Raw genomic sequence first — 12,571 nt, 5'->3', positions numbered from 1 at the left:
AATCTAAAAGCAATTAGCAATTAGCAATTAGCAATTAGCAATTAGCAATTATGCCAACAAAAGTGCTTGCAGGTCAGCCAGAGACTTAACCTGATAATGAGGGTTAATTCCTGCTGGCGTCGCTTTCTCTTGGCTGTTCAACCAACAGGTCTCAATACCAAAATCCAAGCCACCTAAAATATCAGAGTGTGGGTTGTCCCCGACCATCAATACTCTTTGCTTTGATGGCAACCCAATCAGCTTGTGTGCATGTTCAAAAATTTCCGCGTCTGGTTTAGCGACACCGACTTCTTCAGAAATGATCACATGATCAAAGTAGTCTGTCATTCCTGTTCGTTCCAAACGGATTGACTGCAGCTCTGTGAAACCATTGGTGATGATGCCCATGTTCACTTTGCCTTTTAACGACTCCATCAACTCTTTTGCACCAGGAAGCAGAGAACAGATGTCTGCCATTGCGGCTAAAAACGCACTGTTTAGTGCTGCCGTGGTTGTCTCTAACTTTGTTGCCCAGCTTTCAAAACGCGTGTGCTTCAGTTGTGCAGCCGTAATACGGCCATCTTGGTAATCGACCCATAACGGCAAATTAACCTCTTGATAAACTGAATAATCCTGTTCGCTAAAGTCCACGCCAAAACGGGAGAACATCAGCTTCATTCCTTGAAAAGCATCAAAGTGGAACAAAGTTTCATCTGCATCAAAGAATATCCAATCGTACTTCATTTTATGTCCTATTATTCGCGCGGTTGAGCAGTGCTTGTATTTATTTTCTCGTTGCCTCAAAGGCCAGATGTGCATTCTACTATCAATTTTGTGAGCCTGAATATAGTTCTAAGAATTTATAGAAAACAAGCAACAAGTCATGATATATCGCAAATTTTGCCACATATTAAACCAATACCATACAAGAAATACACTTAAGTACCGGGAGGTACCATGAAGCACTTCTTACCGTCATCCGTCATGCTCACCCCATTCCTTGTTAAGTATTATGATGAACAACCAGAAGACACCTCTGACGCCTTAGATACCGATGAGTCTCAGCAACCTCAAATTGAAGCTAACGATGACTCACGCAAACCATCGACACAAACTGAACTTGAACCGACGTTGAGTGAATAGCCTTTACTTTCATGGTCATGGAACGCAATTCTGTTATTAAATCAATCAATAGTTCGCTTTCCATTACTGACAATAAACACATAAGAAAACCATAAAAACGATTGCTATATGAGCCCTATCACAACACATAATCACAAAGTGGTAGTTCGGAATCAAAGTTGTTCCAGATCAATGGTCGACCAGTTGATTGCCGACAACATGTAGGAAATTAAAAAATCATAATTAACGGAGTTTTCCAATGTCTACTGCATTTTACATCCCTACAATCAACTTCATGGGTACTGGCTGTTTGAAAGATGCTGCTGATAGCATTCAGTCTCAAGGCTTCAAAAAAGGTCTGATCGTCTACGTGATGTTGCAAAAGCGATGGGTGTGAATGTTGAAGGTATGACAGCAGAGCAAGGCGCAGAAGCAGCTATCAACGCGATTGTTCAACTAGCAAATGACGTGAACATCCCAACAGGTATTGCTCAACTGGGTGCTAAATTGGAAGACATCCCGACTCTGTCTGACAACGCTCTTAAAGACGCTTGTGGTTTCACTAACCCTAAACAAGCGACTCACGAAGAAATCTCAGCGATCTTCGAAGCGGCAATGTAATCTAGCGACAATTTATTCGAGCTAGAAACACGCGGCTCTTGCTAAAAACAAATAGCTAACACAAACGGGCTCACCTTCTGAGCCCGTTTTTTTTCTTCCTGTCTCTTTCAATTCTTTGCCTTCATAGCCAACCAAGAACGACGAATCACTAGCTACTCACCACTAAAAAGTCGCATTGTTGCGATCGCTTGGTTATAGTCAAACTATTGATATATAGAATGACAAACAGGTTCCATTGAGTCGTTGGATAGTTAGCACCTCATTATTAGCTTCACTCGTTGCCCACTCCGCTCAAGCAGAGGATCAAAATGAGTGTCACAGTCACAGTCAGCCGCTAGAAGACGCCCCTGTTGAAAAAGCCTACCACTACCTCAACAGTAAATTTTGCCAACCCGCATTATGGTTTGACAGTTTCTTTGTCGATGACCGCATTACCGAAGATGCTCGAGCGGGCACTTCTGTGCGTTGGTACAACGATTTTATTTACTCAGAAGGTGGTGACGTCGACTACTCAACCAAGCTCAACGCACGTTTACATCTTCCCTTTGCGAGTAAGCGCCTAAAATTAATCTACGAATCTGTCAGCGATGAAGAGTTCTTTGATTTCTTTCCACAAGATTCAGAGGAATTAGAGAGCGCACTCGGCCTTCGTTACGATGCTTATGCGAAGGGTTACAGTAGCTTCAATATTAAAGCGACACTGCGTCCGCGTATTGAAGCTCGTTATCGCTTTACCTACCCTCTCACTACCGATGCCGTATTCAGGCTGACCCAACGTGTGTATCAAGAAAAGCAAGAAACTGGCGAGATCACCGATATCGATTTTGATCTTTCTTTGAGTGATGACTTCTTAGCGCGATGGTCGAACTTTGCAGGTTATAACGACGACCTTAAAGGCTGGGAGTACGGTACGGGGCTGACTTTGTATCACTACCTTTCTCAAGACCAAGCTCTGCAATACAGCGCGACGATTACAGCAACCAGCGAGCCGTATAACCACTACGAATATTCACAAGTGTCGATAACCTACCGAGAAAACGTTTGGAAAGAGTGGCTGTTCTACGAATTGATTCCGCGCTATCAATGGGAACGAAAGCCCTATGAGGAACATACCGAAGAAGCCAACATCACCCTTAGGCTTGAAGTCTTGTTCAACAATGTCTAGTCGAACAATATCTAGTGAGTGAGTGTTTGTGACATGCGGGCATCGTGAGATAAAAACATGGATACAAAAAAGCACATCATGTGATGTGCTTTTTCAGTTCTATATAAGGCTTAAGCTGTAGTCTTAACCCTTGTAGTTTCTTACTCGTGCCGCTTCTGCTTCACGCTTGTCGACCACGGTTTTACCGATTGGCGCCAATGAGATAACCGCGAGCTTAAGGTGCTGAATCGCAAACGGAATACCGATAATAGTAATGAAACACGCTACTGCTGACATGATGTGACCAATCGCCAACCAGATTCCAGCAAATAAGAACCAAATGATGTTACCAATCATACCAAGTGGGCTGGTCCCGATGTCAGTTTCATTGGTCAATTCATCACGTGAAATCGCTTCTTGACCAAATGGGAAGAATGAGAAGTTACCCATTACAAAACACGCTCTACCCCATGGAATACCAACGATGGTGAGGAATGCGAGCAGTCCGAAGAACCACCATGCCAACCCCATAAATACGCCACCAAACAGAAACCAAATGATGTTTCCTATTGTTCTCATGTTGTCTTCTCCAAACCTTTGAATACTGTTTATTTCATATGCCGAGTAAGGCAATACTTGTTCTAATAGGTTCATTATTATTGAGTCTTTATGAACCGCTTATGAATCGCCTACATTTCCTGTGATTGATACACACCACGAAACGCCAAATCCGCATAGGGATCATCGATTTTATTTGATACCATGTTCGTAGATTTTTAGTATCACAAAGCTAAACAACTACAACAACTACAACAACTAATTTAAGGCCGAATTTATGAGCAACACTGAGCAACCTAAAAAGAAAATGAAAAACTGGGTGCCAATCGTCTTCTTCGGACTTCTCAGCACGGTGCCTGTATTCATGTTTTTAGTCGACGTGTACATCAACCAATACATGTAACAAGACCCCGCCATCCTATCGGCGTAAAAATGAATACAGGAAACATGTCCTGTATTCATCTCAGTTAAATCACTTCTACTGTAATTAATTCAATTCTTCTGCGATCAAATCAACTCTTAGTTAATTAAATCAGCTCTTCGTTAATAAAGTCTAGAATGTCGATCAGCTCATGATCTGGCAAGTTTAGTAAGTTATCACCCACATACCATTCAATCTTACATTGGGTAGGCAGTTCGCTGATCGCTGGGTTTCCTATCCAAACCTTGTGCTTCTTAGCTATATTGTCGCGCAGGATAATGCCACCCTCAAAACTCACCGGTAAATAGAGGTGAAGCATGTTTACTTGGGGTTGCTGCGGGTTCACTTTGAACTGCGGGTAATCTTGTAAGATTTGATAGATTTGCTTGGTACGCTCATACAATGCTGGCATCAACTCGATCCGTTGATCAAACTGCATTGCTGCCGAAACCACGTAAGGCGTGCGATGATAAACATTTCCGCCCTGACGCTTCATCCATGCTGAAGCTTTTGCTACGAAAGCCTTATCACCTAGTAGGAGTGACCCCCCAAGACCATTTAATCCTTTATAGAGCGAAACATAAGCTGTATCGAACCCCTTAGCAATCTCGCTATATGGCTTTTGATAATACGCGCCACACTCCCACAAACGAGCACCATCCATATGCAGATGAATCGATTGTTCTTTGCAGTACTGCTTTATCGCTTCAAGCTCTTCCCACTCAGGCAGCTGACCACCAATCTCTCGCATCGGTAGTTCATACAATGCCGCGGCAATCTCATCAGGCCAAGCCTTTAAATCGTCGACATTCCAAGTGCGAAATACATTACCAACCGGAAGTATATTGAAACGGTTCTGGAGCTGATACCCTTGGCGTTCATGGCGCATAATATGGCTGGATTCGTGCATCGCCACCAAAGGATTTCTTTTTTCTTGGCAAGCAATCTCTAACGCTGTCGGTTGATTCATTGTGCCAGTAATCACAAACACGGCGGCTTCATAGCCGAGCAAATCAGCCACTTTGCTTTCAAAACTCTCAATAAAATCGCCATCACCGTAGGTGTCGTGCGCCACATCATGTGTTTCGCACCATTCAGCCATTTGCGCGAAGGTTTGTGCTGGTGTTGGATCGAAGTGACCAGAAAGCAGCAAATTACATTGTTGACGCAAGTCCGTGCTCATACCTTTTCCTTTATTCATTGTCGTTCTATGTAGGGTGATTGAATTATTTACGTTAGCCTTCAACGGTGACATAAAGTGCACCTCTTCGCTTTTATTATTAGCGAATAATTAGTTTTGCGCAGTCATCGGCTGCGTGTGCCGGAAATACTCAAATTGACGGGTGTTTTATATAATTAAGTCCCTAAAAACACGCGCATCTAACTAGATAAGTATGGGTTAATTCGTTGTTGTTCAACCATTCTTCTATTATTGTATATCTATAATTCCAATAAATATTATTCGTTAATGGACAAAGAGGGCTATATGTCGAAAAATCGAGTCTTGGTGCTATTCGCCCACCCTTCTCAGCATCGCTCTGAAGCGAACAAACCCTTATTTGAGCAAGCCAAGCGTATTGAAGGCGTCACCTGTGTCGATCTTTATGCTGAATACCCGACCTTCAAGATCAATATCGATCGTGAACAGAAACGCCTGTTGGACCATGACATCATCATTTTTCAGTTCCCACTATATTGGTACTCAACACCCGCGATTCTTAAAGAATGGCAAGACCTCGTCCTAGAATACGGATTTGCTTACGGCACCGACGGTAATGAACTGCAAGGTAAGAGCTTGTTATGCAGTATCACCGCTGGCGGCAAAAAAGAGGCTTATCAAACTGACGGTTATAACCACTTCACCATCCGTGAACTGCTTCACCCAATCGAACAAACGGCGTCTTTGTGCGGCATGAACTACTTGGCTCCATTGGCTTTGTTTGGTTCACGTACTGCGTTAGAAGAAGGCCGAATTCAAGATCATGTAAATAGCTACAAATCGCTTTTGGAGGCTTTTGTTGCGGGCGAAGTCGATCTTAAAAAGGCAAGCAAGGCTGAAAAGCTAAACCATTATGTCGATGAAATGATGAGCAGAGGTTAGATCATGACAGGATATTTTCTACAAGCATTTATCTATTTGCTCGCGGCAGTCATCGCCGTCCCTATCGCCAAAAGGCTTGGCCTCGGCTCTGTGCTTGGTTACCTGATTGCCGGTGTGGTGATTGGCCCAATCATCGGCTTAGTGGGTGAAGAGACCACGACCATTCAACACTTTGCCGAATTCGGTGTAGTAATGATGCTGTTCTTGGTCGGGCTTGAGCTTGAGCCGAAGATGCTTTGGGCAATGAGAAACCGCCTGATGGGGCTCGGCGGCCTACAAGTCGGTGGCACAACGGCCATAGTCATGGGGATTGCTCTGTTCTTCGGGCAACCTTGGACGATCGCGCTGACTATCGGTTTGATCTTCGCACTGTCATCTACCGCGATTGTTCTCCAAACCTTTAATGAGAAAGGGCTCTCCAAGACAGAAGGCGGCAAGAATGCTTTCTCGGTCTTACTGTTCCAAGATATCGCTGTCATTCCGATGCTGGCATTTATCCCTCTATTGGCATTGCCAGAATTAATCGAAGCTGCACAAAGCGCGGTCGCTTCGACTTCTGATCACCATGAAGAGTTGAGTCTTGTTGCTGGCCTACCCGGCTGGGCTTATGGCCTTGTGATCACAGCATCTATTGCGATTGTTGTGGTCGGCGGGCACTTCTTGAGTCGTCCACTGTTCCGCTTTGTGGCGAGCTCAGGCTTGCGAGAAATCTTTGCTGCAACCGCACTGATGTTGGTTATTGGTATTGCTGCACTAATGAGCCTAGTCGGCCTCTCACCAGCTTTAGGAACCTTCCTTGCAGGTGTGGTATTGGCGAACAGTGAATTCCGCCACGAGCTTGAGTCTAATATAGACCCGTTTAAAGGGCTGCTACTTGGCTTGTTCTTCATTACGGTAGGTGCGGGCATCAACTTTGATGTTCTATTCAACGACTTTGGTTTGATCATTGGCCTCACTCTTGGCGTTATGCTACTTAAAGCCTTGGTGTTGTTTACATTGGCGTTGATCTTCAAAATTAGAAATAGCGACCGTTGGTTGTTTACGTTGAGCTTGGCGCAAGCCGGTGAATTTGGTTTTGTACTACTGAGCTTCTCGGCTCAAAACCACGTATTGCCTGCTGATATAGTCCAAACTCTGTCGCTGGTTGTTGCTCTTTCAATGTTCCTAACACCAGGCTTATTCATTCTATTTGATAAAGTGATACTTCCTCGTTACGAGCAAAAGTCTAACGACCGAGAAGCCGATACTATCGAAGAGAAAGGTACGGTGATCATTGCTGGTATTGGCCGATTCGGTCAAATCGTTAACCGCTTATTGGTGTCGAATGATGTCAAGACTGTGGTTTTGGATCACCAAGCCAACCAAGTCGATTTACTTCGCTCTATCAACATCAAATCTTACTTTGGTGATGCGACTCGTCATGACTTATTGCATACAGCAGGGATCGAAGAAGCCGCAATGTTTGTCGTCGCTATCGATAACCAAGACTCAAGCGTTGAATTAGTAAAATACGTTAAACACACCTACCCTAAAGTGAAAATTTTAGCGCGTGCGTTCGACCGTGGTCACAGTTACCGCCTACGAGAAGCTGGTGCAGATTCTGTAGTCTCAGAAACGTACCACTCGGCACTCGAAATGGGCGCAGAAGCTCTACGTTCTTTAGGGCACCATCCATTCTTCGTTGAACAGCAAAAATCAACGTATCAACGTGTTGAAAGCCGTAAGTCTGAAAAACTATACCAAGCTTGGTCTGAAGCGGAAGAGAACCCACGTTACGACAACAACTACCGACAAATCTTCATTCACCTTGAAGAAGCAATGAAAGAAGACATGAAAAAAGACCGTTCAGACAAGCACTCTCGCTCAGAACGAGGTTGGACACCGCCACCGAAAGGCTATGCAGATGGCTTTGAGGAAGAACAAACCTAAGCAGAGCTCAAATTCGAGGTTAACAACCACTCAAAAAGCGGCTTTCGGGTCGCTTTTTCATTCTCTAAATACGAATAGCACGACCGATGAAGCCAAAACACGGAACCTAAATCAGATGAACCACGACATTTATGTGATCCAGTTATAATTTTCAATCTCAAGCTACCCGTAAAAAATGAATTCACTTTTTACATTTATAAAACATTACCTCTCCACATAAACCATACCGTCAATGGGGTATATATGCATTCTTTTAAGCCCTTCAGTCGTCGTTCTAATTCGTAGCGACCATCCTCTAACGTTTGAGTTACATTGCATATATCTAAACACGCCCCACAAGTCGCCACTAAAGCATTCACATCGCCAATAATTAACGCTCCGCACTCACAAATTCAAACCATAAAAATTAACACAAACGTTTCAAAGTATGTCTATCGTTACAATTTGTAACGAATGCCAGTTGTCGGTATAGTCCTGCACTTCAAAAAGTGAGGCGGTTGCGCTCACCTTAAAGGAGATATAATAATGATTACTAATGATGCAGTAATAATGGGCATGTTAGCTGTTATTCTTGGCGGTGTTTTTATCACGGAAAGTAGCCCAAATAGCGCACTGAAAAAATTCTACTCGTTCGTTCCGGGTCTATTGCTCTGTTACTTTGTTCCTTCTCTATTGAATAGTTTAGGCATCATCGATGCGTCAAACTCAAAGCTATACTTCGTTGCAAGTCGCTACCTATTACCGAGTGCACTCGTTCTTCTGATCATCTCAGCAGACCTTCGTAAAATATTTGGTCTTGGTTCTAAAGCCGTCATCATGTTCCTAACCGGTACTGTCGGCATTATCATTGGCGGGCCTTTAGCGATTCTAATTATCGACCAAGTTAACCCTGACCTTGTATCTGGCGATGTATGGCGCGGCCTTACAACAGTGGCTGGCTCTTGGATTGGCGGCGGTGCAAATCAAGCAGCAATGAAAGAAGTGTTCGAGGTTGATGACCAATTATTCTCTGCAATGATTACGGTTGATGTTATCTGTGCGAACATTTGGATGGCTGTATTGCTTATCATGGCAGGCCGTCAGAAGAAGATTGATGCATGGTTAAAAGCTGATACTTCATCTATTGAAGAGCTAAAAGAGACGGTTTCTAAATACCAAGAAGAGAACGCTCGCCCAACAACCACAACAGATTTAATGAAGATCACGGGAATTGCGTTCGGTCTTACCGGTCTAGCTCACTTATTCAGTGACCTAATCGCACCTTGGATCTCGACCAACGCTCCAGAACTCGCGAAATACAGCCTTACATCAGGCTTCTTCTGGTTAATCGTAATGGTGACAACGTTCGCGCTCATCGCTTCATGCTTCAAATCTACACGCAGCCTTGAGCACAGCGGCGCGTCTAAAGTTGGTTCAGCGTTCATCTACATCCTAGTTGCAACCATCGGTATGCAAATGGATGTGACGGCTATCTTAGACAATCCAGGCTACTTCTTCATTGGTATCACATGGCTAACTATCCATGCCATTCTAATGATTGTGATGGCGAAGCTTATCCGTGCACCACTGTTCTTCATGGCTGTCGGTAGCCAAGCTAACGTTGGCGGCGCAGCATCGGCTCCTATCGTAGCAGCTGCATTCCACCCAGCACTGGCGCCAGTAGGTATCCTAATGGCAGTATTGGGTTACGCTCTCGGTACATACGGCGCTTACATCTGTGGTCTCATCATGCAGGCTGCTGCGGGTTAATAGAATCGCTTCAATCCAATAACACAAAAGGCTGAACGATGATCGTTCAGCCTTTTTCGTTTCTAAAACTGTATTTCAAATAACGGCTTAATCGAACAAAGACGCCAGCTTATTTTCAACAACTGGGCTGATATTAAAGCTCAACATAAAATCTGGACGCGTTTCTTCGTCTTTCTCAAGGTAATAGTTCGCTTCAATGCCAAACTTCCAAGGACGTCCGTTCAACACAGTAGTCTTGCTTACGCTTATATTCAACGGAATTTCCGCCTGATCCTTATTCCAATCATACGAGAATGTCGGCGCAGAGCGGCTTTGTTGCGTAATTCAGTTTAGAGACAGAGCAGCCCCATTTCGTGCGTTTCTTAGTCAATACGGCAAGTTTCAGGCATACCTAACCCAGTGAGCTTGTTCAACGCTTTTATCATCGCGTAAGTTTCTCCCACTTGTGCATTGTAATTTCTTAAACTTAAACGACCACCAAATAACTGTTTAACTCGATACATCGCTGTTTCTGACAGGGAGCGTTTGTGGTAACCATACCGCTCTTTCCAATACTTATTTGAGCCATATAACTTCTGGCAACCTACTGCGAGATTTCGGGGATGACCCCGCTCCCAGAAGGCAGCCCCTTCTCTTGGAGGAATAAGCGCAACGGCTCGCTTAATCTTAATTGCATCGTGACATGCTCTCGTATCATAAGCGCCATCACCAGACACCTCGTGGATACTTCGGCGAGTTTGTTTCAGTAAATTCGGGAGTACTTCTCCATCTGTAACTTTCGATAGACTTAGCTCGGCTGCAATAATTTCATGAGTGTTTGTATCCACGGCAATATGAAGTTTTCGCCAGACTCTACGTTTGCCATCTGTCCCGTGTTTTTTGACTTTCCATTCACCTTCGCCATAAACCTTAAGGCCAGTCGCATCAATCCAAAAGGTCAAAGAACCGCGGTTAATGAGTGATTGGTTGTATTGCTTCCAGTTGGTTGTTTTGTAACGAGGTTTAGGCATAGGGCTACGAGAGGGAGTGAATGTAGCTGATCAGATCGTAGGTTTTAGGTTTAGTTCCAATGAATTACGCAACAAAGCCTTCCATTCATAATCATTGGCAGGAAGGCCTTCGCTAAGGTCTGAGTCGAAATATCGAGTAAAAATGCAAATGTTTTTTTCATTCCCCTGTGTTTCGATTGTCAGTTTTGTCTTTATTTTCAAAATTATATACAATAGGACTAGCGAGCGTGACTGCAAAATCGTGGTTATAGGATAGTTAGAAAATATGATAATGAATTTAATCTATGGTCTAATTTCATTGTAAATGTAAGAAGTCACGCTGTCTTTGAAAGTTGACCAACTAAAACAGCATGACTGGGGGTTCTTTGTTTAGGAATGAATACTAATTCCTGAATACAGCTCGCTCATCGTTAAAGAATCAAAAAACAACGTAAAAAATCACGTTCTTTCCCTATGAATAATATTTAATTTTCGAAAACACACCTAAATACGAACACTCTTCAGAAACTCCACAGAAAAAATTAAATTATACACCAACCAAGCCATTCAAATCGGACCAAAACAATGGGCATTTAGGACTTAACATCTTATTTATTAGAATCTTAAATAATAACAAATAGAATACAACACATCGGATTTGTTATTTATAAATATCAAATTACTATCTCGCCGCTCAATAATTTCTAACCAAAAAATAAACAATAAAAAGGTATTAACATGTCTATAACTTTTCAAGGTAACCCCGTTTCAATCTCAGGTCTATTTCCTAAACCTAATCAAGTAGCACCAAGTTTTACTCTCTGCGACAAAGAATTAAATAGCCTAACCTTAGAAAGCCTAAAAGGGAAAAATGTCTTATTAAATATTTTCCCTAGCATTGACACCCCAGTTTGTGCTGCAAGCGTTCGTACATTTAACGAGAAAGCCGCTAATTTAAACAATACAATCGTATTATGTGTTTCTGCTGATCTACCCTTTGCTATGAATCGTTTTTGTGGTGCAGAAGGCATTGATAATGTAACAACCGCTTCTTTCTTCAGAGAGTCATCATTCACTGAAAACTACGGTGTAAACTTAAATGAAGGTGCGCTTGAAGGATTAGCTGCGAGAGCTGTTATCGTTATCGGTCAAGATGGTATAGTCAAACATAGCGAATTGGTTTCTGAAATTACTACTGAACCAAACTATGAATCTGCGCTAGCGGTTTTATCATAATCATGCGTAAACTACTTATTGTTGCTGCCACCCTTTATTCAATAAACGCCTTCGCAAAGTTTGAAACTACTGAAGACGATGCTGGATTTGGAGAGACACAAGTCGTCACACTTGATAACACCACAAAGTTTGATCTGATTGGTACACCATTAGAAGTAGGCGATTTATTGCCTTCGGCTAAGATGTTGACTTCAGATTTAGAAAGCTATGATACTAGTGCGCAAAGTAAATCGATCAAAATTTATAGCATATTGACATCTGTTGATACACCTGTTTGTGTTCAACAAGCTATTGAGCTTTCTCAATACATAGAAAGCAACCATCACAAACTTCAAGACATTGAATTTTATGCAGTCAGTGCGGATACTCCTTTTACTCAACAGCGGTTCATTAGAGAGCATTCTCTTGACGGAGCGACATATCTTTCTGACTCTTCGGAACATAAGTTTGGCCTCAATACAGGAACTCAAATTAAGCAGTTAGGCTTACTTAGTCGAAGTATTATTGTAGTGGGTATGAATAACCAAGTCATTTATACCCAAAGAGTACCTGAACTTACAACTATCCCTAGTTTAGAACGAGCAGTGAAAGTTGCGTTAGAAAACCGCTAGACTCCGGAAATATATAAGGGGCATTAGCCTCTTATATATTAACCTAATTCCAATTAGGCTTTGTTGCGTAATTCAATGGAACTAAATCAAGAACCTACGATCTGATCAGCT

Annotated in this window: 13 protein-coding genes and 2 pseudogenes; 10 read left to right on the top strand and 5 right to left on the bottom strand. The window is 42.8% G+C overall.

Going from position 1 to position 12,571, the window contains the following annotated elements; genetic code table 11:
* Positions 1-48 precede the first annotated feature (48 nt).
* Complete coding sequence (gene yjjG, locus AB6E08_RS14570) at positions 49-723, bottom strand: pyrimidine 5'-nucleotidase (protein ID WP_371708309.1); 675 nt, start codon at positions 721-723, stop codon at positions 49-51.
* Between the two features lie 213 nt (positions 724-936).
* On the opposite strand from yjjG, the gene AB6E08_RS14565 reads away from it, so the two are divergent.
* From AB6E08_RS14565 to AB6E08_RS14550, 4 genes and pseudogenes are all read left to right on the top strand, one after another.
* The gene (locus AB6E08_RS14565; protein ID WP_009845588.1) at positions 937-1,122 is read left to right on the top strand and encodes a hypothetical protein; all 186 of its coding nucleotides are present in this window, start codon (positions 937-939) and stop codon (positions 1,120-1,122) included.
* Positions 1,123-1,360: 238 nt separating this feature from the next.
* Complete coding sequence (locus AB6E08_RS14560; protein ID WP_017101730.1) at positions 1,361-1,498, top strand: hypothetical protein; 138 nt, start codon at positions 1,361-1,363, stop codon at positions 1,496-1,498.
* A pseudogene (locus AB6E08_RS14555) lies at positions 1,462-1,722 on the top strand (iron-containing alcohol dehydrogenase); the annotation flags it as partial. The gene AB6E08_RS14560 and the pseudogene AB6E08_RS14555, both read left to right, overlap by 37 nt.
* Positions 1,723-1,957: 235 nt before the next feature.
* The gene (locus AB6E08_RS14550) at positions 1,958-2,887 is read left to right on the top strand and encodes a hypothetical protein (protein ID WP_372066773.1); all 930 of its coding nucleotides are present in this window, start codon (positions 1,958-1,960) and stop codon (positions 2,885-2,887) included.
* Between the two features lie 123 nt (positions 2,888-3,010).
* On the opposite strand, the gene AB6E08_RS14545 is transcribed toward AB6E08_RS14550, so the two are convergent.
* A complete protein-coding gene (locus AB6E08_RS14545; RefSeq protein WP_017075771.1) occupies positions 3,011-3,445 on the bottom strand; it encodes a YccF domain-containing protein in 435 nt (144 codons plus the stop codon).
* 256 nt (positions 3,446-3,701) lie between these two features.
* Here AB6E08_RS14545 and AB6E08_RS14540 point away from each other — a divergent pair, with 256 nt between their 5' ends.
* Positions 3,702-3,827, top strand: a complete 126-nt coding sequence (locus tag AB6E08_RS14540; protein ID WP_017098479.1) for a hypothetical protein — start codon at positions 3,702-3,704, stop codon at positions 3,825-3,827.
* 124 nt (positions 3,828-3,951) lie between these two features.
* On the opposite strand, the gene AB6E08_RS14535 is transcribed toward AB6E08_RS14540, so the two are convergent.
* Positions 3,952-5,028: a low specificity L-threonine aldolase gene (locus AB6E08_RS14535; protein ID WP_372066776.1), complete on the bottom strand. Its 1,077-nt coding sequence runs from the start codon at positions 5,026-5,028 to the stop codon at positions 3,952-3,954.
* Between the two features lie 303 nt (positions 5,029-5,331).
* Between AB6E08_RS14535 and AB6E08_RS14530 the strand changes: the two genes are divergently transcribed.
* The 3 genes from AB6E08_RS14530 to AB6E08_RS14520 all read left to right on the top strand — a co-directional run bounded on the left by AB6E08_RS14530 (position 5,332) and on the right by AB6E08_RS14520 (position 9,624).
* On the top strand, positions 5,332-5,946 hold the full coding sequence (locus AB6E08_RS14530; RefSeq protein WP_009845593.1) for an NAD(P)H-dependent oxidoreductase: 615 nt from the start codon (positions 5,332-5,334) through the stop codon (positions 5,944-5,946).
* 3 nt (positions 5,947-5,949) lie between these two features.
* Complete coding sequence (locus AB6E08_RS14525) at positions 5,950-7,875, top strand: monovalent cation:proton antiporter-2 (CPA2) family protein (RefSeq protein WP_372066779.1); 1,926 nt, start codon at positions 5,950-5,952, stop codon at positions 7,873-7,875.
* Between the two features lie 525 nt (positions 7,876-8,400).
* Complete coding sequence (locus AB6E08_RS14520) at positions 8,401-9,624, top strand: DUF819 domain-containing protein (protein WP_372066782.1); 1,224 nt, start codon at positions 8,401-8,403, stop codon at positions 9,622-9,624.
* 87 nt (positions 9,625-9,711) lie between these two features.
* On the opposite strand, the pseudogene AB6E08_RS14515 reads toward AB6E08_RS14520, so the two are convergent.
* Positions 9,712-9,930: pseudogene (locus AB6E08_RS14515) on the bottom strand (hypothetical protein); the annotation flags it as partial.
* Between the two features lie 56 nt (positions 9,931-9,986).
* The gene (locus tag AB6E08_RS14510) at positions 9,987-10,634 is read right to left on the bottom strand and encodes an IS5 family transposase (protein ID WP_372160028.1); all 648 of its coding nucleotides are present in this window, start codon (positions 10,632-10,634) and stop codon (positions 9,987-9,989) included.
* Between the two features lie 717 nt (positions 10,635-11,351).
* On the opposite strand from AB6E08_RS14510, the gene tpx reads away from it, so the two are divergent.
* A complete protein-coding gene (gene tpx, locus AB6E08_RS14505) occupies positions 11,352-11,849 on the top strand; it encodes a thiol peroxidase (protein ID WP_017100137.1) in 498 nt (165 codons plus the stop codon).
* A gap of 2 nt (positions 11,850-11,851) precedes the next feature.
* Positions 11,852-12,460, top strand: a complete 609-nt coding sequence (locus AB6E08_RS14500; RefSeq protein ID WP_017098654.1) for a redoxin family protein — start codon at positions 11,852-11,854, stop codon at positions 12,458-12,460.
* The last annotated feature ends 111 nt before the right edge of the window (positions 12,461-12,571 follow it).

The sequence above is a fragment of the Vibrio sp. 10N.247.310.24 genome (assembly GCF_041467175.1).
Classification (GTDB): Bacteria; Pseudomonadota; Gammaproteobacteria; order Enterobacterales; family Vibrionaceae; genus Vibrio; species Vibrio tasmaniensis_A.
The sequence above is the reverse complement of the archived record's forward strand: the minus strand, read 5'-3'. Positions and strand labels throughout refer to the sequence as shown.